General features: G+C 36.0%; 19 protein-coding genes. 5 read left to right on the plus strand and 14 right to left on the minus strand.

Annotated elements, in window-relative coordinates:
* Positions 1 to 71: 71 nt before the first annotated feature.
* The 12 genes from lysA to FEU33_RS10130 form a co-directional block, all read right to left on the minus strand.
* Entirely contained in the window at positions 72 to 1,409 is a 1,338-nt protein-coding gene (gene lysA, locus FEU33_RS10080) for a diaminopimelate decarboxylase (RefSeq protein ID WP_146549242.1), read from the minus strand.
* Between the two features lie 95 nt (positions 1,410 to 1,504).
* Positions 1,505 to 3,079 (minus strand): spore germination protein, encoded by a 1,575-nt coding sequence (locus tag FEU33_RS10085; RefSeq protein ID WP_244951009.1) that lies wholly within the window; start codon positions 3,077 to 3,079, stop codon positions 1,505 to 1,507.
* Positions 3,072 to 3,863 carry a SigF/SigG family RNA polymerase sporulation sigma factor gene (locus FEU33_RS10090; RefSeq protein WP_146549243.1) on the minus strand — a complete coding sequence of 264 codons (792 nt, stop codon included), beginning with the start codon at positions 3,861 to 3,863 and terminating at the stop codon, positions 3,072 to 3,074. Before FEU33_RS10090 ends, FEU33_RS10085 begins: the two co-directional genes overlap by 8 nt.
* A 5-nt stretch (positions 3,864 to 3,868) precedes the next feature.
* A complete protein-coding gene (gene spoIIAB / locus FEU33_RS10095; RefSeq protein WP_146549244.1) occupies positions 3,869 to 4,315 on the minus strand; it encodes an anti-sigma F factor in 447 nt (148 codons plus the stop codon).
* Positions 4,308 to 4,661, minus strand: coding sequence for an STAS domain-containing protein (locus tag FEU33_RS10100; protein ID WP_119416430.1), 354 nt, complete (start codon positions 4,659 to 4,661; stop codon positions 4,308 to 4,310). Before FEU33_RS10100 ends, spoIIAB begins: the two co-directional genes overlap by 8 nt.
* 696 nt (positions 4,662 to 5,357) lie before the next feature.
* Positions 5,358 to 5,525, minus strand: a complete 168-nt coding sequence (locus tag FEU33_RS18820) for a hypothetical protein (protein WP_186731379.1) — start codon at positions 5,523 to 5,525, stop codon at positions 5,358 to 5,360.
* 611 nt (positions 5,526 to 6,136) lie between these two features.
* Entirely contained in the window at positions 6,137 to 7,441 is a 1,305-nt protein-coding gene (locus FEU33_RS10105; RefSeq protein ID WP_146549245.1) for a pyrimidine-nucleoside phosphorylase, read from the minus strand.
* Positions 7,442 to 7,454: 13 nt separating this feature from the next.
* Positions 7,455 to 8,657, minus strand: coding sequence for a phosphopentomutase (gene deoB, locus FEU33_RS10110; protein ID WP_146549246.1), 1,203 nt, complete (start codon positions 8,655 to 8,657; stop codon positions 7,455 to 7,457).
* 79 nt (positions 8,658 to 8,736) lie between these two features.
* Positions 8,737 to 9,642 (minus strand): site-specific tyrosine recombinase XerD, encoded by a 906-nt coding sequence (gene xerD / locus FEU33_RS10115; protein ID WP_425127957.1) that lies wholly within the window; start codon positions 9,640 to 9,642, stop codon positions 8,737 to 8,739.
* A gap of 1,047 nt (positions 9,643 to 10,689) precedes the next feature.
* Entirely contained in the window at positions 10,690 to 11,172 is a 483-nt protein-coding gene (gene fur, locus FEU33_RS10120; protein ID WP_146549248.1) for a ferric iron uptake transcriptional regulator, read from the minus strand.
* Between the two features lie 342 nt (positions 11,173 to 11,514).
* On the minus strand, positions 11,515 to 12,024 hold the full coding sequence (locus FEU33_RS10125) for a hypothetical protein (protein WP_146549249.1): 510 nt from the start codon (positions 12,022 to 12,024) through the stop codon (positions 11,515 to 11,517).
* 54 nt (positions 12,025 to 12,078) lie between these two features.
* On the minus strand, positions 12,079 to 12,624 hold the full coding sequence (locus FEU33_RS10130; protein ID WP_146549250.1) for an NUDIX domain-containing protein: 546 nt from the start codon (positions 12,622 to 12,624) through the stop codon (positions 12,079 to 12,081).
* A gap of 70 nt (positions 12,625 to 12,694) precedes the next feature.
* On the opposite strand from FEU33_RS10130, the gene FEU33_RS10135 reads away from it, so the two are divergent.
* Positions 12,695 to 13,597, plus strand: coding sequence for an aldo/keto reductase (locus FEU33_RS10135; RefSeq protein WP_146549251.1), 903 nt, complete (start codon positions 12,695 to 12,697; stop codon positions 13,595 to 13,597).
* Between the two features lie 244 nt (positions 13,598 to 13,841).
* Here the strand turns inward: FEU33_RS10135 and FEU33_RS10140 are convergent, their stop codons facing one another.
* On the minus strand, positions 13,842 to 14,102 hold the full coding sequence (locus FEU33_RS10140) for a DUF3886 domain-containing protein (RefSeq protein WP_146549252.1): 261 nt from the start codon (positions 14,100 to 14,102) through the stop codon (positions 13,842 to 13,844).
* 190 nt (positions 14,103 to 14,292) lie between these two features.
* Here FEU33_RS10140 and FEU33_RS10145 point away from each other — a divergent pair, with 190 nt between their 5' ends.
* Positions 14,293 to 15,249 (plus strand): alpha/beta hydrolase, encoded by a 957-nt coding sequence (locus tag FEU33_RS10145; RefSeq protein WP_146549253.1) that lies wholly within the window; start codon positions 14,293 to 14,295, stop codon positions 15,247 to 15,249.
* 303 nt (positions 15,250 to 15,552) lie between these two features.
* Here the strand turns inward: FEU33_RS10145 and FEU33_RS10150 are convergent, their stop codons facing one another.
* Positions 15,553 to 15,957 carry a helix-turn-helix domain-containing protein gene (locus FEU33_RS10150; protein ID WP_186731380.1) on the minus strand — a complete coding sequence of 135 codons (405 nt, stop codon included), beginning with the start codon at positions 15,955 to 15,957 and terminating at the stop codon, positions 15,553 to 15,555.
* 921 nt (positions 15,958 to 16,878) lie between these two features.
* Between FEU33_RS10150 and FEU33_RS10155 the strand changes: the two genes are divergently transcribed.
* The 3 genes from FEU33_RS10155 to FEU33_RS10165 all read left to right on the plus strand — a co-directional run bounded on the left by FEU33_RS10155 (position 16,879) and on the right by FEU33_RS10165 (position 20,198).
* Entirely contained in the window at positions 16,879 to 17,088 is a 210-nt protein-coding gene (locus FEU33_RS10155) for a transcriptional regulator (protein ID WP_146549255.1), read from the plus strand.
* A 332-nt stretch (positions 17,089 to 17,420) separates the two neighbouring features.
* The gene (locus tag FEU33_RS10160) at positions 17,421 to 18,716 is read left to right on the plus strand and encodes a globin-coupled sensor protein (RefSeq protein WP_146549256.1); all 1,296 of its coding nucleotides are present in this window, start codon (positions 17,421 to 17,423) and stop codon (positions 18,714 to 18,716) included.
* A gap of 492 nt (positions 18,717 to 19,208) precedes the next feature.
* Positions 19,209 to 20,198, plus strand: a complete 990-nt coding sequence (locus FEU33_RS10165) for a permease (RefSeq protein WP_146549257.1) — start codon at positions 19,209 to 19,211, stop codon at positions 20,196 to 20,198.
* The last annotated feature ends 3 nt before the right edge of the window (positions 20,199 to 20,201 follow it).

Raw genomic sequence — 20,201 nt, forward strand, 5'->3', positions numbered from 1 at the left:
GTGCTATAAAAAGCCAATAAATAGCTCCCCATATAAATGTTATAACGAGTAAGGATATAAAAAGAATCATATTATTTTTTTTCACGTTCTAGTTGCCCCTCTCCAATCAATAGCGGAAGGTCTAACTTTACAAGATCTTCATAGCTTTCACGTTTCACTACTAACTGATGTTCCCCATTTTCAACAAACACAACAGCTGGTCTGGGTATTCTATTATAATTGCTTGCCATCGAATAGCCATAGGCCCCAGTACAAAATACGGCAAGAATATCGTTTGGTTCGGCTTCTGGTAAATGGATCTTTTCAATTAGTTTATCACCAGACTCACATAGTTTACCAGCGATTGTATAAGTTTCTGTTGCAGGTTGTGTCATTTTGTTGGCAATTACCGCATCATACTTTGCCTCATAAAGAGCAGGTCGAATATTATCTGACATCCCTCCATCGACAGCTAAGTATTTACGTACATTGGGAACTTCTTTTTGAGAGCCAATTGTATAAAGTGTCGTACCAGCATCCCCTACTAATGATCTTCCGGGTTCGATCCAAATTTCAGGCATTGGAATATTCAAATTTTGTGCTTCTTGTTTAACAGTTTTTATCATATCATCCACATAAATACTAGGCTCTAAAGGTGTATCTTCGTCTGTATAACGAATCCCAAAACCACCACCTAGATTCAAAACACTCGTATGGAATTGATAGTTTTCTTGCCATTCTCCCATTTTATCTGCCAATTTTTTCGCTGCCAGTCGGAATGCTGCCGTATCAAAAATTTGTGAACCAATATGGCAATGCATACCTTGCAATTCTAGATAAGGATGATGGAGTAACTGTTGAAAAGCTTTATCAGCTTGACCATTATTTAGATCGAAGCCAAACTTTGAATCAGATTGACCTGTTGTAATAAAATCATGCGTATGTGCTTCTACTCCCGGTGTTACACGAATTAAAACATGCATTTTTTGCTTTCTTTGCGTAGATAATTGTTTTAACACATCGATTTCATAAAAATTATCGATCACAATACATCCGATATTAGATTCAAATGCAAATTCTAATTCATGCAAGCTCTTGTTATTTCCATGAAAATGTATCTTTTCACTTGGAAATCCTGCTTGTAGAGCCGTATACAACTCACCACCAGAAACAACATCTACAGATAATCCTTCTTGTGCCGCCACCTGATAAATAGCCACAGTTGAAAATGCTTTACTAGCATAAGCAACCTGGGCTTTTACAGAAGCATTTTTAAAGGTATCGATAAAACCTCGCGCCCTTTTTCGAAATAACGCAATATCATAAACGAAAAGTGGTGTTCCATAGTTTTTTGCTAACTCTACCGTATCAACTCCACCGATAGATAAATGATTTTTTTTTGTAATAGCTTGCGTCCCGTATAAATGCATCTAATCTCTCCTATCGTGTTTCTCCAACATTTAAGAATACACGGAATTTTCTATATCATGAACTTTAACACGATAGAAGAGTATATGCAATGACCTCAGCTACGTCTTCTGTCCTTAGCTCCTACGATAAACGGCCTTGGTGAATCATGTGTCATCGGATAGCGAATCAATACATGTGCAAAGGCTACAGGATAAAAAGGAATCAGCGGCCATAAATACGGTACTCTCATTGGTCTTAACGATGCCATATACCAAATAATCGCGAAAATACCTATAAAGAAGCCATTTACCCCAAAGGCAGCTGTCAATAACAATAATATTATTCTAAAGATCTTAATGGATACACTCAATTCATACGATGGAATTGCAAATGTGAAGATAGCTGAAACGGCGGTATACAACACAACTTCTGCAGAGAACAATCCTACGTCAATAGCAATTTGTCCAATAATAATCCCTGCAATCAGTCCCATTGCTGTGGATAGTGGGGTTGGTGTATGAATAGCTGCTAACCTCAAGAATTCTATACCAATATCTGCAACCAAGATTTGAAGAAGGAGAGGAACTGAGGTTTTTTTATTAATACCGATAAAATCCATAAAAGAAGGAACATATTCAGGATGCTTGATCATCAAAAACCATAGAGGCAATAAAAAGAAACTCAGAAATACCCCTAAAAAACGTAATGCATGAACAATCGTTCCAATAGCAGGTGCCTGTCTATATTCTTCTGCATGCTGCAAATGATGAAAAAATGTAATGGGCACTATTATAATAGAGGGAGATGTGTCAACCATAATGGCGATATGCCCTTCTAATATATGCGCTGCCACTATATCAGGTCTTTCGCTATAACGCACAAACGGCAAAGGATGAAAACCCTGTTTAATCAACCATTCTTCCAATGACTTATCTGCCATTGTCAACCCATCATGTTTTATCTCCTTTAGACGTTCTCTTATAAAATTTAAATGCTCCTCGTTCGCAACATTTTTCAAATAAATAATCGCTACATCCATTTGACTTCGAACAGTTTCTTGATGCAGTTCAAAGCGTAAAGATACATCACGTATTCTTCTACGGATTAAGCCTGTATTTTGAATAATATTCTCCGTGAACCCATCTCTAGAGCCACGAATAACTTTTTCATTATCAGGTTCTTCAGGGGTTCTCCCTGGATAACTCCTCAAATCTGCTGTAAAAGCAATGCCAGATGGTGTAATAAAAGCCACCTGGCCGCTCATGACAGCTGTTAATAATTTATCTTTTGAAGTTTGTAGCTCCCATGCGAAAAAAGGAAACGATTCAAAAAAATAATCAGCTTCCGCCTGTATCGTTTCTTTCTTTTCATAGGCTTTCGTATTCTCTGTGTCCTCTAATTCATCTTGAAAGTCAGCTTTATCCTTAGATTTAGGCTGTGCTGATCCTGTTGGAAATTTATTTCTTTCGTATACTGCTGTTGGTTGCATTGCCGTCAATAATCGAGTGTAATTTTGACTGTCGATTAAACCATTAATATTAATGGTAAATACATCCATATTATGAACATGGATATACTTCATATTGATATCGAAGCTTTCACTTTTCCCAAATTGGGAAATCATGAAAGCTTCTGCTGCTTCGTTATTATGAAAAATTGCTTGTGTTTCACTATTGGTACCACTACTCATGATCTGCCACCTTTACCAATTGTTCATATTGCTGATCTGTTAACCAAATCTTCAACTGTGCTAGAATCCGCTTTTCCAAACGTGAAACTTGAACCTGTGATATTCCCAATCGTTCTGCAATATCACTTTGAGTACAGTCAAGATAGTAGCGTAAGTAAATGACAGACTGTTCGCGTTTTCCTAACCTTTCCAGCATGTCCTTTAAAGGAATATGTTCAAATGGCTTTTCTGATCTTTCGTCTTTCATCTGATCCATTAAACTAATTGGATCACCATCACTTTCAAAAATTTGCTCATGAAGTGATGCCGGATCACGTAAGGCATCACTTGCCATAGTGATATCATCGATGGATACATCTAATATTGTTGCCAACTCTTGAAGGGTCGGTGGTCTTTCATGATCTTTTAGAAAATCATCTGAGGCATGACGGATCTTATAATTCAATTCACGAATAGAGCGACTGACTTTTACCATACCATCATCACGTAGAAATCTTTGAATCTCTCCAATAATCATCGGTACGGCATATGTCGAAAATTTTACAGGATAAGAGAGATCGAATTTATCGACAGATTTCATCAGTCCAATACAGCCAATTTGAAAAAGATCTTCTAAATCGGCACCCCTTGAAGTAAAACGTTGAACAATTGACCATACAAGTCTAGTATTACCTTCTACCATCTCTTTTCTTGCTGTTTCATCCCCTGCCTGCGCTAATTTAATAAGCTCTCTCATTCTTTCCTGTGTCAGAAGTTCTTTTGACGCTTGCGGGTTTGATGCCATTGTCCTCACCTTACATATAGCGGCTCTTCTACTGGTTGAAAGTTTTTCTTAAAGGTGACAGCCGTTCCTTTCCCAGGTTCTGATTGTACAGTCAATTGATCCGTAAAGCTCTCCATAATTGTAAAGCCCATTCCTGACCGTTCTAACATTGGCTTTGTCGTATATAAAGGTTCCATCGCTTTTGTCACATCTTCTATTCCTACACCTTGATCTAAAATAGTGATCGTAATTTCTCTTCCTTGACGTGATGCCTGAATCGTAACAATACCATTCGGGTTTTCATCATAGCCATGTATAATGGCATTCGTAACTGCCTCAGATACAACCGTTTTAATTTCTGATAATTCTTCGATTGTTGGATCTAATACAGAAAGAAAACTGGTAATGGCGATTCTAGCAAGCGCCTCATTATCACTAATAGCTAAAAAAGATAGCGTCATTTCGTTATCCATGTAGAATCCCTCCTAAACTTTGGATAGCTTCCTGTTCTGTATCATGCCAAATATATTTTCCTAATCCTGAAAACTGAAAAATTTTCTCCATTGTTGAAGAAGGTTTGATGATTAAAGTACGACCATTGTGTACTTGAAGATCTCTCATTCTCCCCAAGATTAGTCCTACACCTGCACTATCCATAAACTGTAGCCCCTCTAAGTTCCAAATAATATCTTGTACATAACCACTGTAAATAGCCTGCGAAATATCTTCTCGGATATGACGAGCTGCATGGTGATCCAGCTCTCCTCCTAATCTAATAATCGCAATTTTTTCTGATGTAATTTCAATATGGTGCTGCATTTACATACCTCCTTTTCAAAGACTATTCTACGGAAGAATAGGAGAATCCTACGTCCTGACAATTTAACAATCAAAACGCTAAAGATAGAAAAAATACGACATACCATCCATTAGTATGGATTTAAATATCCTTTTTTAATCAGGTGAAACATTTAAAATAAAAAATATTTGAATGTTTTTATCAGGCGTGTTGATAAGGAAAATATTCCAGCATTTTAGGGCTTTGAAAGGAAAAGTCTGCCTGGATAATAAAAAAACGATAATCTTTTATCTGTCATTTTGACAAAAGATTATCGCTTTAAATTTAAAAATTATTCTTATTTAACAAAGTAAAAGTCTTTGGGTGTTTATAATGGTTGATCAACAATATAGTCATTCTTCCTAACAAATATCCAAGTATTCCTCCTAAAACGTTGAATACTAAACTTTTTAGAAACATGCCATTATTTAAATCCCAGACTAAACCAAATGATTCAAATGCAAGACGAAGAATTTCGATTGCTATACAGCTTAAAATCACACTAGGTATAAAGTGAAACTCCATCAGTGGGGGGTTTTCTTCTCCCACTGATGGTTAGCTGAACCAATCGGGCTTTTACGGGCAGTTGATCCCCCATCTATTCTTTCTCGTTTCTCTCTAAATCTTGATATGGGGTCTTATTGCCCGTTAAAGCGGGATAACTTTTTTCAAGTTATTTAACTTGAAAAGAATCGAAAGATAGATACCAAAAGGACAAATAATAGCAAATTATAAAAAACAGCTGAAGGAAAATTGATCGTAGTCTTATCGAACATAAAATCATATACGCCAAACCATTCCAACGATGAAGTAAAAATGGCTGATGTATCATTTCGACTTTGCATAGGAAGGGTAATCCCTCCAAATTTTATTTGAATCAGACTTAATAAGTAAAATAAGAAACTGTATCAGGCGTGTTGATTATCCAATTTAATCCATGAAAATAGGGGAATTTGTTGATTTCCGCTCCGGCTTGCTCGCTTTCCTCGGGCAAATGCTGAGCCTCCTCGCTACGCTGCGGGGGTCTCATCTATTCGCTTTTCCAGCGTGAGTCGAGCAAGCCTCCGCTCCAATCTATATAAATGGTCTTAAAAATACAGAGTTTTTCAAAAACTATGACAAACAAACACCCCTAATTTTGTCAAATCAACACGCGTGAAACTGTATAGTATTATTCGTTTTGTATGACTCATCCTCGGTTTCCTAAAGAAATCCAAAAATATGTCTATAAAAATATAGAGAAGTAATAATGAGAATCCCCAGGATATAATATTGTGCAGAACATACGTAGACATATTTTATCCTCCTACACTCTTAAATTACAGGTATTCTTGAAAAATTTTAAGTTTGCTATTTTTCTTTTACAGTCCATGACTTCAAACTCTAGTATTAAATAATTTTCGTTATAGAACCACCTTTGATCACTATCTATTTTTCTTTAGACTAGGATACTAGATCATTCGGTAATCATTGCTTCAATCAATTTTGGTGCTGTGACTTCTACTGAAGAAAGTTCGATATTTGCATAAATTTTTTCAATTACTTCTTGAACGTTTTCACGATTAGAGTAGATTGTAACAAGAGATTCCCCCATTTTTACTGAATCCCCTACTTTTTTATGTAATACTAATCCAACTGCTAGATCAATCTCAGATTCTTTTGTTGCACGTCCTGCCCCTAATAGCATTGCAGCTGTACCGATTTCATCTGCAACAATATGACTGATAAATCCACATTCTTTTGCGGGTACTTCGAATAGATATTTGGCTTGAGGAAGTAATGCTGGATGATCCACGACTGCAGGATTGCCACCTTGAGCTTGGATGAATTTTTTAAATGCATCCAGTGCTGCGCCATTTTTAATGACTTCTTCCAATTGTTTTCGTGCCTCTTCTATGGTTGCTGTTTTACCTCCAAGGACAACCATTTGGGAACCTAAAGTTAAACAAAGTTCCGTTAAATCTTTGGGGCCTCTGCCATTCAAAGTATCAATGGCTTCCTTCACTTCTAATGCATTGCCAATCGCATAACCGAGTGGTTGATTCATATCAGAGATGATCGCCATTGTTTTACGCCCTACGTTTTTACCGATTTGAACCATCGCATGTGCCAATTTTTTTGAGTCTTCAACCGTTTTCATGAATGCCCCATCTCCCGTTTTAACATCTAAAACGATGGCATCTGCACCGGCTGCAATTTTTTTACTCATGATAGAACTGGCGATCAATGGGATACTTGGTACAGTACCTGTTACATCTCGTAAAGCATAGAGTTTTTTATCTGCTGGAGTTAAGTTGCTACTTTGGCCTATTACCGCTAATTTGATATCATTGACCTGTTGGGTGAATTGTTCTGTCGTTAGTTCTACATGGAATCCTTCAATCGATTCTAATTTATCGATTGTCCCACCAGTATGTCCTAAGCCTCGACCGCTCATTTTCGCAACAGGAACCCCCACCGCAGCTACTAAAGGTCCTAAAACAAGTGTGGTTGTATCCCCTACTCCACCTGTCGAATGCTTATCTACCTTGATTCCTTCAATACGGGACAAATCGATTTGATCTCCTGATTCAACCATAGCCATTGTTAAATCAGCTCGTTCTCGATCTGTCATATCTTGAAAGTAAATAGCCATTGCCAAACTGCTTGCTTGATAATCAGGAATACTCCCTTTTGTATAACCATCAATGAAGAAACGAATCTCTTCTGTAGTTAGTTCATAGCCATCACGTTTCTTTTCAATAATATCCACCATTCTCATGATATCACCCTACTTATTCTAAAAATTGTAAAAAGCTTTTTCCGTATTCAGGTAGTTTCACATGGAAATTATCAGCAACTGTTGCACCTAATGATGCAAAGGTATCTATTTTAGGAAGCGCTTTTCCTTCCTTGAAACGTGGTGAATACACGATCAGTGGAACAAATTCACGTGTATGATCTGTTCCTTGGAATGTTGGATCGTTTCCATGATCTGCAGTGATTAGAAGTAAATCATCTTCTGTCATCAACGATAATGCTTCAGGAAGTCGACGATCAAATTCTTCAAGAGCTTCACCATAACCAATCGGATTTCGACGATGCCCATATTTTGCATCAAAATCGACAAGATTCAGAAATGCCAAACCATGAAAGTCTTTCTTCATCACATGGACTAATTGATCCATCCCATCAGAATTATCTTTCGTACGAATAGCTTTTGTTACCCCTTCACCATTATAAATATCAGAGATCTTTCCTAACGCAATCACCTCTAATTCTGCATCTTTCAACTCATTCATCACCGTGCGACCAAATGGTTTTAATGCATAATCATGACGGTTTGAAGTACGTGTAAAGTTTCCAGGTGTACCAACGAATGGACGAGCAATGACACGACCAACTAGATAGTCGGGTTTCAATGTCATTTCTCGAGCAATTTGGCAAATTTCATATAATTCTTCAAGCGGTACAACATCTTCATGTGCTGCAATTTGAAGAACAGGATCCGCAGATGTATAAACAATAATCGCACCTGTTGCCATATGTTCTTTCCCAAATTCCTCAATAACTTGTGTACCTGACGCTGGTTTGTTACATAATACTTTGCGTCCAGTACGTTCTTCCAATTCATCGATTAATGATTGTGGGAATCCGTTTGGATAAACTTTAAATGGTTTCTTTATGTTGAGCCCCATCATTTCCCAATGACCTGTCATTGTATCTTTTCCCACAGAAGCTTCTTGCATATAACCATAGTAGGCTTCTGGTTTTTCTACTGATTTCATGCCTTCAAGATCTTCAAGGCCTAGCAAACCACGAATATTGGTATAACCAAGGCGTTCCATATTCGGCATGGTTAGGCCTTTCATTTCATGTGCAATATGTCCAAGTGTATCAGCACCCACATCGTTAAACTTTGCGGCATCAGGTGCTTCACCTATTCCAACTGAGTCCATGACGATTAAGTGAATACGTTTAAAAGATTTTGTAGTCATCCATTTATCCTCCTCGTTCCTACATCCATTTTACCAAATTGTTTCAAAAAATAAAGGTCAGACATCTGATGATTTCAAATCATGCTCTAGGATGGAATTGCTTATACACCTCTGACAGTCGAGTTTTACTAATATGTGTATAAATTTGTGTTGTGGCAATATCTGCATGTCCTAGCATTTCTTGAACGGCTCTTAAATCTGCTCCATTTTCGATTAAATGTGTGGCAAAGGAATGTCTTAAAATATGCGGTGTTAATTCCTTTTCAATACCCGCTTTTTGTGCATACCCCTTCATCAATTTCCAGCATCCTTGTCTAGTCAGCCTTTTTCCTCTTTGGTTGATGAATAATGCCTCCGTTCGTAATTTGGGATTTTCTAATTGAAAACGGGCTGTATTTAAGTAATTTGTACAGGCTTCAATAGCGGAGCTTCCTAATGGAATAATTCGCTCCTTGCCACCTTTCCCAAATACACGTACAAAGCCCATTGTCAAATGGATATCTTCTAAGTTCAATGAGATACATTCACTTACCCTCATACCTGTTGCATATAACAATTCCAGCATGGCACGATCCCGAACACCTTGTGGTTTACTTATATTTGGCGTCGCTATTAAGCGATCTATTTCTTCGATGGATAAAACTTTTGGCAATTTTTGTTCAATTTTGGGCATATCAATATGCACGGTTGGATCATTATTGCATCTTTTTTCTCTAAGCAAAAATTGATGGAAAGAGCGAATGGATGAGATATGTCTTGAAATCGTTCTTGCTGATATTCCTTTATTTTTTAACGCTTGTAAATGCTGTAGTATATGAAAACGTTCAACTTGGTCAAAAGTTTCAAGTTGTTGGGTTTCAAAAATATTTTGTGTATAGTCTTTGATATCTCGTTCATAAGATTGCAATGTATTTTCGGAAAGTTGACGCTCGACTCGTAGAAAATGTATATACTCTTCAATCGCATCTGCTATATCTGGTTTCACAGCTTCTATTCCTCCAATTTGGCAAAATCTATCTGGCTTTCAAGCTAGCCTATCAAGTTTCAATGCATCTCATTCGAAAGCTAAAAAACGCTTTTGGTTGAAAGATGCATTGGGATTTTTCAGTATGTACAAAGTTTTAGTGCTAAAATCGATTTCATCAATCTATTTTTATCAGATGTATTCATTAGTGGGGCTTATCTATAAAATCAAGCATATCGATGACCCAATTTTCCTCCATAAGATATAGTGTATTCGCTGATTTCCGTTGCGGCTTGCTCGCTCATGTGGAAACGGACTTGTATTTGCTCTTTCCGAGGAGTTATTCGTTCTCCTATGATTTATTCGCTCTCTCGGAGACTTTATTCGCTCTTTCCGAGGAGTTATTCGCTCTCTCATAGATTTTATTTGCTCTTTCCGAGGAGTTATTCGTTCTCCTATGATTTATTCGCTCTCTCGGAGACTTTATTCGCTCTTTCCGAGGAGTTATTCGCTCTCTCATAGATTTTATTTGCTCTTTCCGAGGAGTTATTCGCCCTCCTATGATTTATTCGCTCTCTCGGAGACTTTATTCGCTCTTTCCGAGGAGTTATTCGCTCTCTCATAGATTTTATTTGTTCTTTCCGAGGAGTTATTCGCCCTCCTATGATTTATTCGCTCTCTCGGAGATTTTATTTGCTCTTTCCGAGGAGTTATTCGCTCTCTCATGATTTATTCGTTCTTTCAAAGACTTTATTCGCTCTTTCCGAGGAGTCATTCGCTCTTTCGGAGACTTTATTCGCTCTTTCCGTAGACATTGGATTGTCTTCACCCGAGTATGCGCTACTCGAAGGACTTGAGCAAGTCACAACGAAGACCTCATAAATGGAGCTAAAAATACATGTTTTTAGAATGATGCCTAATTTATCACCTATTTTCCCCCTAATCAACACGTCTGCTATGAAATATAGGGAATTAGCTGATTTTAATATGAATTTTACATGATGAAATGGATTCACTAAAATAAAAAAGGACAGCACCTCCGCCATCCTTTACTCGTTTGCTATAAACTTATTCTCTGTTTTTTTCTTCTTTGTTTTTTTCCTCTGCTGCGTGCTTTTCATTACAGCGCCAGCAAATACCATGGAATGTTAATCGGTGATCTTTAATTTGGAAATTCCAGCGTTTTTCAACGACAGCTTCTACATCTTCAAGTAAGTCCTCTTGAATTTCATCGACGGCGCCACATTCGATACATACGAGGTGATGATGAAAGTGAGCTGCTCCCTCTTGTCGTAAATCATAGCGAGAAACTCCGTCACCAAAATTAATCTTGTCGACAATTTTTAGTTCTGTAAGTAGCTCTAATGTACGATATACAGTTGCTAGACCGATTTCTGGTGCTTTTTCCTTCACTAAAAGGTAAACATCTTCAGCACTTAAATGATCTTCCTCATTTTCTAAAAGCACTCTAACCGTCGCTTCTCGTTGCGGCGTCAGTTTATAGCTAGCACCATGTAGTTGTTTTTTTATACGATCAATTCGGCTCTCCATATGACGCCCCCCTAAACTTCTACCATTATACCAAAGAATTATTTCTTATTACAAGATTAAGCAACTAAAATGTTATAGCAATTATTTAATGATAATAATTATCATTAAATAATTCATTTTCAGTTGAAAATAATTTTTCCTAGTATGTTGATTATCCAATTTTGTACATTGAAATATAGAGTGTATTCTCTGATTTCCACTACGGCTTGCTCGCTTTCCTGCAGGCAAACGCAGAGCTGGTTGGTTCTACTAACACAATGAGAGATAAAGTGAAAATCTCCCTTGTGAGGCTTCACTTTAAGCATAGCATTGAAAAAGCATTCCTTCTATGACAAAATTCATCTAAAACATGAAATGAATGATAATCAACTCTATCCCAAATATCATAAGAGTCATTATATTAATGACGATTACTCTCTTCCAATGTATACCCTTTTTCCGATTATTATAAAATGGTTTTGGAACAAGGACAATAGAAAATAATAATAATAAACAAGTGTACAAAAATTGTATAGGGAACCACCACAATGCGTAACTCCAAAATGCATGTTGTGTAGCAATTAAAAAGGCAGAGCAAAATCCAAAAAAAGCACTTTTGCAAACAACAACTAGTCGCGTTGCATGTCTAAACCATTGATGTGTTGCAAGAAGCACTAAAAATAGATATGGCATGAATGCTGGCCAAAGTGATTGCCATAGTTTAGGCTTCCCTTCTAATAGTAACCGTGGATCCATAATAGATATTAACCATTCACTTTGAGAGGGAGTAGATAGTTTGAATGCAATAATACCACCGATAAATCCAATTGAGATAATAAGGAAAAAATAAATGATTTGTAATGAACGATTCACTAGGTCACCTACTTTCTAATAGTACAACCTATGCACATCGTTCTTAAAAATACCTTATTTTACTAGATTATTTTTTGCCCACATGATAGCTAAAATGGTTTTAGCATCGAAAATCCGTTGTTCTGCTACCAATTGTTCTGCCTCTTCAATTGAAACTTCTAAAAGTTCGACAAATTCATCCTCATCTAAACTTGCAGGTTGTGCTATTTTAAATAAATTTCGTGCAACAAACAGATGGATTACTTCATCCGCAAATCCGGGAGAAGTGGCAAATGACTGAATGACATCGAGATCCATAGCCCCATAACCTGTTTCCTCTTCCAACTCTCTGATAGCAGTAAATTCTGGCTTTTCCCCTGGTTCTAATTTTCCGGCAGGTATTTCAATAATACTGCGTTCTAGCGGCTTGCGGAATTGCTCTACCATTACGATTTTTCCATCACTGGTGATGGGGATAATGGCTACAGCTCCTGGATGCTTCACCAATTCTCTCGTTGCTTTTTTTCCATCCGGTAGGATCACTTCATCTACTTGCACTTTAATAACTTTTCCTTCAAAGATTGTTTTTGTAGAAATCGTTTTTTCTTCAAATTTTTCCATATTTAAATTCCTCTCTGTTGTTCTTTTTCCATAAATCATTGTACCATTAACTAAAAAGGAGGAATATATTTTGAAAAAAAGGCAATTAGGTGCAAGTAATTTACATATTTCTGAAATTGGTTTAGGGTGTATGTCTTTACCTACGAATTTGCAGGACGCTTCTTATATTGTTGATGCAGCATTGGATTTTGGCATTAACTATTTCGATACAGCCGATCTGTATAATCATGGATTAAATGAAAATATTGTTGGTCAATTGTTGAAAGAAAAAAGGCAACAAATTGTTTTAGCCACTAAGGTAGGGAATGTGTGGAATAAAAACGAAGATTCTTGGTATTGGGATGCCTCAAAATCACATATCAAAGAAGGCATTAAAGACAGTTTACATCGCCTACAAACAGATTACGTAGATGTTTATCAATTGCATGGCGGTACAATAGAAGATCCATGGGATGAGATTATCGAAGCATTTGAAGAACTTAAACAGGAAGGCTACATTCGAGAATATGGTATTTCTTCTATCCGACCAAATGTTTTAAAACGTTTTTTACCAACAAGCAGTGCGATCTCAGTCATGATGCAATACAATCTTCTTGATCGTAGACCTGAAGAATGGTTCGATTTTATCGTAGAACAAGGTGCATCTGTGGTTACTCGAGGTTCAGTTGCCAAAGGTCTATTAACAGCTGAATGGCAAAAACGGCTCGCCAATTCGAACGGTTATCTATCTTATTCGCAAGAAGAACTACAAGACACGCTTCAACATATAATTGCTATAAACTCTTCCATCCACGCTGCTGCGCTAAAAATGATTTTAAGTCATTCGGCAATTGCCTCAGCAGTAGTTGGTGCAAGTTCCAAAAAGCAATTGACTGCAACCATTGATGCTTATGAAGCTATCGATGCGGTCAACAATATCGATGAAATAATTGCATCCACTAAAAAAGATCATTACACGTCTCATCGTGATTGAACAAATTTTCACCTTTGTTATCTTTTGCTGCCTAAAAGATACAAAGGTGAAAAAATAATTTAAACGGCAATCATCTCATTGGAGAGAAGAGCTATTCACTTGTTCTCCATTGTCAATCGTCACCTATACATCCAAAATGAAACAGGATGGGATGTTTTTCAGCCATCGGACACCCCTCTGGGAGCACATTGGCAGATCAGAAGCCACCACCGAGTTACAGTGATAAGCCAGAAATAGTTATATCCTAGTATTTTGAACCTTGATCGCCATATTCTTCAAGTAATTTTGCAAAAGATTTATTTTTTTCACGTTGTTTTCTTTCAAATATAAGTTGAGCTTCCTTCTCTTCTTGCTGTTTCTTTTCTTTCACTACTAATTCTTTTTTAGTCATCTTTAATTTAGCTAATACATTTTCATCTAGTTGATCTTGAAGCGTTATTGCTTCTTCTTTTACTATTATGTTAGATGATGTTTGATTTTTAGATTGTGCTTTTTTCTTTGCCATTGATAAGATCCCCTCTTCTATTCGATTAATATTTGTATGTATTCTAATCATTATTCATATCATTTTAATACTGAATAGTCTTCTTATCAACATGATAGAATCACTTATGTTATATTGACCAAATGGTTATGCCGTTCATTTCAAATGTACAAAATAAGCTATATTAATAAAGAAAAAGGTGATGTTGCTTATGAAAAAAAGAATCATATGGATCTTTGGTTTAATAACTGGAATTGTTGGAGGAATCGCCTCACTTATTGGATATCTCATCACGAGTCGCATCATATATATTAAGAAAAAAGACGATCATTTTATTTTAGAACGTGAGAAAAAAGCATTACGATATGATGAAAATTGGTATACAAACGTCCGTAAAGAAAACATAAGTGTTCATTCTCCTAATGGGTATATCATTAAAGGAATTTACTTTATGCCTTTGGATACGGTTAATACGATGATTGTCTGTCATGGTGTAACCGAAAATAAAGTAAACTCGATCAAATATGTCCGTTTATTTGAACGTCTAGGATTTAACACAATCGTCTACGATCATAGAAGACATGGTGAAACTGGTGGTAAAACGACCAGTTATGGCTATTATGAAAAATTTGATTTACAAGCGGTCCTCCATTATTTAAAAAAGCGCCTAGCTAAAGAAGCAATAGTTGGCGTCCATGGAGAATCTATGGGTGCTGCCACGACCTTATTATATGCAGGGACTTTAGAAGATGAAGCTGATTTTTATATAGCAGATTGTCCTTATTCTGATTTTTCCGAGGAACTTTATTACTTACTTACCAAACAAACTCCTTTTAAAACAGCTTTTGCGATAAAACTCGCCAATTTGTTTTTACGATTGCGAGATGGTTATTGGCTAAAAAATATCGCACCTCGAACAGCTGTCACCAATATTCAAAAACCGGTTCTTTTTATCCATAGTCTACCTGATGACTTTATCTTACCAGGAATGACAATTGAGTTATATCAATTAAAAAAAGGCCCTAAAATGTTGAAACTATTTGAACAAGGAGAACACGCACAATCTTTTAACAAAAATCCACAAGAATACGAAGAAACCGTTCGAACATTTCTACATGAATATGTACTCAATAAAGATCAAAATACAGGTGATCCAAAAAATCGTTGAATAGGCGACTTTTGAGATCACCTTTTTATTTTACTTGTATTGAGCTTTTACTGACAGTTAGCACATACTTTCTCTTTAATGAGTGGAGACTTACTGCCTGTTTTGAAAATAAAAACATGTAAAAAAGAAGTACAAAATCTACAGCCTGTATAAACCCGATTAGTCAACATACAATTTAGGGGGGAGATGAAAAAATCCCTCCCAAATGAAGTTTCACTTTATAATTTTCTTTTACTTTTCATAGACTTTAGACATAGATATAAGACTTAAATGGTAAATAAGTTTACCATTTGGATAAAAAAATTAAGCCGTTTCATTTGTTGCGGCCTCTTCGCCATGTGTTGATTTCAATGAGTTTTCTTTTTTCTGTTGATGATCGCTAGAAGAAATCATGCTCTCCATGTACCCTAAAACTTTCATTTGGTTTTTTAGGGAGAGTTTTCGAAATAATTGCAATAACTCATTTTCATCTGAACTAAGGGATTCTTGTTTTATTGAATACTCTTCACCCGTCATCAACCAGTCTAGAGAAACGTCAAAAAAACTCGCAATTGCGATCAGTGATTTGGCAGTAGGTGTAGATTTCTTCTTGTCATTTTCCCAATCACTTATATTTCCTTGAGATGCTCCAATGGCCTCTGCTAATTCCTTTGCTTTAATCCCTCTTTGTTCTCTTAATGCCCTTATTCGTTTACCTATTTCTTTCATGGTAATCCCTCCTATAGTTCGCATTTAAGGGTTAAAATTGTAAAAAAACGATTTTTTTCTTGAAATAATTCGCATATGCGATATAATATATTCAAAGGAAAATAAGTTGCTCATTAAATTTTGGCATTTATCCTTGGCAAAATCAATAAGCACCCTTGGTTCCTTTAACAACGCTACATAGAAGAGGTGAATGTGTGCAAACGATGAAAGACGAAATTCTGGATATGGGAAATGATGAAATCACATTAATAGTCTAACCAAATGAACAAAATTTAGCTAAACCATCTCACAGATCATGCAGCTAAAATACGAAAATTAGACGCGATATTAAAATAAGCTTGATTATCCAAAATAGGAATTGAACAGCTCAAACACTAGTAAATATAAAAAATGTCCGCGTGTTGATTTGACAAAATTAGGGGTGTCTGTTTGGCATAGCTTTTGAAAAACTCTGTATCTTTAAGACCATTTATATAGATCTTCGCTGCGGCTTGCTCGACTCCCGCGGGAAAAGCGAATAGATGAGACCCCGCAGCGTAGCGATTGAAGGAACGGAATCTAAGAACGCCACGTCCTGTGGCAACGATTCCGTGACCAACATCCTGTTGCCCCCAGCATTCGCCCGCAGGAAAGCGAGCAAGCCGGAGCGGAAATCAACGAATCCCCCTATTTTTGTGGATTAAATTGGATAATCAACACGCCTGAAAAAATGTAGATACTATTAAAATAAAGATTGTCATATATTGAATCAGAACATATAAAGGCATAGACCTAAAACACTTGGAATTCTTATAGAAATATTATGATATACTCGCTTAATCGAAAGAAATAGAAGCAGAGCAAACTAGAAAGGTCAGCGTTAAACACCAGATTTCTAGAAAAAAGAATAACTTTAATTAATCATAGAAGGGAGTGGTTTAAATGAAGCACCGACAACTGACTCCATTAGGCAAAAAGATTGTGAAACGATTGGTAGATATGAATCAAACACAGGTGTGGCTTTGTGAACAAGTTGGTGTGGATAAAACGTACTTGAATCGAGTAATCTATGGCGAACGCTCTGGAAAAAAATATATGGCAAAAATTTATGATGTGCTTGGTTTTAATGAAGACGAGCAACAGACAGCGTAAGAAACAACTTTTGAATTCCTGTATTCGGATTTCAAGATAAACAAATATGCCGTTTACTTGAATCATGTAAACACGATCGAAAGAGTATCGTATTTGGTTTTCTGACTATTCTGCATGGATATTCTGAGGTGATTTGCCAAATAAAAACTTTAATCGCATTCTCTACTCTGTTTCCAACTTATAGTCGACTTAAATTTTCCTATCTTTTATCGCTAAAATGTACCTTTAAAGGTGAAAATTTATAAATTATTAAGTAAAAGTAGTTTAAGCTAGTTATTTATTGGATTCTAGGAGAAATTTCTTTTAAAAATCCAACTAGAAAGGAATAAATAATGAAAATATTTAATAAGCAAAAAAAAATTGGTACAATAGATTTTACATCTACTATATCTGTTACACTTAATCTTTCCGAGTATCCGGAGGTTCAAAAACAGGTTGAACTCATTCACTTTTCAAAAAAAGATCTTTCCATTCTTCATCATTTACAACCTTATATAGAACAGATACTAAAAAACGTCGTTCATTCTTTTTATAAGTCTCTAGAAATCGAACCTTCACTCACTAGCATCATTTCAAAGTATAGTAATGTCGATCGATTAAAAAAGACATTGTATCATCACTTATATGAAATGTTTGGAGGAATAATTGATTCCAACTATATAGAAGAACGAAAAAAAATTGCCTTAATGCATGTAAAAATCGGTTTAGAGCCCAAGTGGTATATTGGCGCATTCGAAACTTTATATTCTGAATTTTCAGATCTTATTTTTCAACTAGAATTGTTAAATAAAGATAAATTAGACGCTCTGAATGCCATCAATAGAATATTAAATATAGAACAGCAATTAGTTTTAGAAGCGTACGAGCAAGAAAATACCCGCTTACGATTAGAAGCAACTGCCAAACAGGATATTCTTAAAAAAAGTGTACAAAAGACCGTTCAGGATCTTGCAATCATCAGCGAGGAAACCAGTGCTTCCGTTGATCATTTGGCAACTCAAACAAAAGCAATCAATGCATTTACTGCACAAAACCTATCTTTTGTTACCCAGACTGAGGAGAAGACATTAAGTGGACAAGTTCTAGTCACCGAACAAATGAACCAAACCGAGCAGATCGAGACAGGCATTGATTTATTACAGCAAAAAATGCAGCAGCTTCAGTTATTTTCTAATAAAATTCAAGAAATCATTAATCTTGTTACTTCCATTGCAAATCAAACAAATTTACTTGCACTGAATGCTTCCATTGAGGCAGCACGTGCTGGTGAACATGGAGTTGGTTTTGCAGTTGTCGCTTCCGAGGTTAGAAATCTTTCAGAAGAAACAAAAAAAGCCATTGAAAATGTGACCTTTTTAATTCAGGATACAAAAGAGGAAATAATGGACGTCTCAACGACTGTTTCAAAAATAAATCATCAAATTCATCAAGGGCTTGAAATATATTCTAAAGTTTATACTTCCTTTCAAGATATTGTCAATTGCATATATAGTATAGAAAAACAAAGTCAACAGACAAATGAAGAAATAACCAACATTACACATATTCTATTGGAATTAAATACAGCTATTGAACAGATTGCACAATCTTCAGATGAATTAACGGATCGTATGAAAAGTTTATTTTGATCTAGCATAAGGAGGCTGGGACAGAACTGAATTAGACTCTCCCAAAGCCGGATCATTAAATTCTATAGCATGGTAATAAAAAGAAAATCCGAACAAGTAGAGAATTCTTATTAGAATTTCTATTCATTGTTCGGATTCTTCATTAGCTAAAATGCTTTTGTCCCTTCCTCCTTATGCTGAGTTAAGATAAAGCGAAACTTTTATCCCCACTGAACTAGAGGAGCTCAGGTTAAAAGTACCACGTCCTGTGGCAACACCTGAGTGACCAACATCCTGTTATCCTGAACCAATCGGACGCATGCGGCAGCTGATCCTCTCATCTATCTTTCTCGTTTCTCTCTATATCTTGAGATGGGGGTCTTACTGCCCGTTAATGCGGGATAAAATTTAAGAAAACTTATATAAACTGCGTAATAAACCCATGATCATTTGCATAATTTATGTTAAAACGGAATCATTACATTTTAAAGGCACTAATTATAGGAGGAAAACATGGGGAATTATGTTCCAAAATATCTAATGAATATTTGGTTTATTTTTATCTTATTTTTGATCCCACTATTTTTAACAAACTATACGAATACTTTTATGATCCCTTCATCTCTCATGAACTTGAATACCATATTTTTGAGTATTTTAATCGAGGCTTTACCCTTTGTCTTAATAGGGGTTCTTATTGCAGGTTTTATTCAAATTTTTATAACAGAAGAACATATTCAAAAGTGGATTCCTAAAAATAAGTTTATGGCTGTTCTCATGAGCTGTGCTGTTGGAGCACTTTTTCCTGCTTGTGAATGTGGGATAGTCCCCATTGTGAGGAGACTGATTTCAAAAGGAGTCCCCCTGCATGCTGCAATTGGCTTTATGTTAACGGGTCCTCTTATTAATCCGATCGTTATTGTCTCGACCTATATGGCATTTGGAAATGATATGAAAATTGCTGGACTACGGATGGTCTTAGGTTTTCTGATAGCCATTATTATATCTTTGCTGGTAAGCCTACTTTTTCAAGGTTCACAATTCAAATCTGGTATTCATCATGAAAAATCGTTAGAAAATGCAAAAAAGCAACCATTCATCAAACAATTTTTTAATATGTTAAAACATTCTATAGACGAATTTTTTGATATGGGAAAATATTTGATCATCGGTGCATTTCTAGCCGCTTTTGTACAAACTTATGTATCTACTAAAACATTATTTGAAATAGGAAATGATGTATCCTCTTCGATATTAGTGATGATGCTCTTGGCTTATATTCTTTCACTATGTTCTGAGGCTGATGCCTTTATCGGGGCTTCATTCAGTGCTATTTTCCCGGATTTTTCTATACTCGCATTCTTAATCTTTGGACCTATGATCGATTTGAAAAATACAATTATGCTGCTTGGGGTATTTCGTTTTAAATTTGTGATGTGGCTATTGTTTTTAGTTGTTTCTGTTATCTATATAAGCATATTGATACTTTCAAAATATATTTAGGGG

This window comes from Rummeliibacillus suwonensis, from assembly GCF_007896435.1.
GTDB lineage: Bacteria > Bacillota > Bacilli > Bacillales_A > Planococcaceae > Rummeliibacillus > Rummeliibacillus suwonensis.

Coding starts and splice junctions, on each gene's coding strand:
- lysA (WP_146549242.1), bottom strand. CDS start 1,409: ATGCATTTATACGGGACGCAAGCTATTACAAAAAAAAATCATTTATCT.
- FEU33_RS10085 (WP_244951009.1), bottom strand. CDS start 3,079: ATGAGTAGTGGTACCAATAGTGAAACACAAGCAATTTTTCATAATAAC.
- FEU33_RS10090 (WP_146549243.1), bottom strand. CDS start 3,863: ATGGCATCAAACCCGCAAGCGTCAAAAGAACTTCTGACACAGGAAAGA.
- spoIIAB (WP_146549244.1), bottom strand. CDS start 4,315: ATGGATAACGAAATGACGCTATCTTTTTTAGCTATTAGTGATAATGAG.
- FEU33_RS10100 (WP_119416430.1), bottom strand. CDS start 4,661: ATGCAGCACCATATTGAAATTACATCAGAAAAAATTGCGATTATTAGA.
- FEU33_RS18820 (WP_186731379.1), bottom strand. CDS start 5,525: ATGCAAAGTCGAAATGATACATCAGCCATTTTTACTTCATCGTTGGAA.
- FEU33_RS10105 (WP_146549245.1), bottom strand. CDS start 7,441: ATGAGAATGGTGGATATTATTGAAAAGAAACGTGATGGCTATGAACTA.
- deoB (WP_146549246.1), bottom strand. CDS start 8,657: ATGACTACAAAATCTTTTAAACGTATTCACTTAATCGTCATGGACTCA.
- fur (WP_146549248.1), bottom strand. CDS start 11,172: ATGGAGAGCCGAATTGATCGTATAAAAAAACAACTACATGGTGCTAGC.
- FEU33_RS10130 (WP_146549250.1), bottom strand. CDS start 12,624: ATGGAAAAATTTGAAGAAAAAACGATTTCTACAAAAACAATCTTTGAA.
- FEU33_RS10140 (WP_146549252.1), bottom strand. CDS start 14,102: ATGGCAAAGAAAAAAGCACAATCTAAAAATCAAACATCATCTAACATA.
- FEU33_RS10145 (WP_146549253.1), top strand. CDS start 14,293: ATGAAAAAAAGAATCATATGGATCTTTGGTTTAATAACTGGAATTGTT.
- FEU33_RS10150 (WP_186731380.1), bottom strand. CDS start 15,957: ATGAAAGAAATAGGTAAACGAATAAGGGCATTAAGAGAACAAAGAGGG.
- FEU33_RS10155 (WP_146549255.1), top strand. CDS start 16,879: ATGAAGCACCGACAACTGACTCCATTAGGCAAAAAGATTGTGAAACGA.
- FEU33_RS10160 (WP_146549256.1), top strand. CDS start 17,421: ATGAAAATATTTAATAAGCAAAAAAAAATTGGTACAATAGATTTTACA.
- FEU33_RS10165 (WP_146549257.1), top strand. CDS start 19,209: ATGGGGAATTATGTTCCAAAATATCTAATGAATATTTGGTTTATTTTT.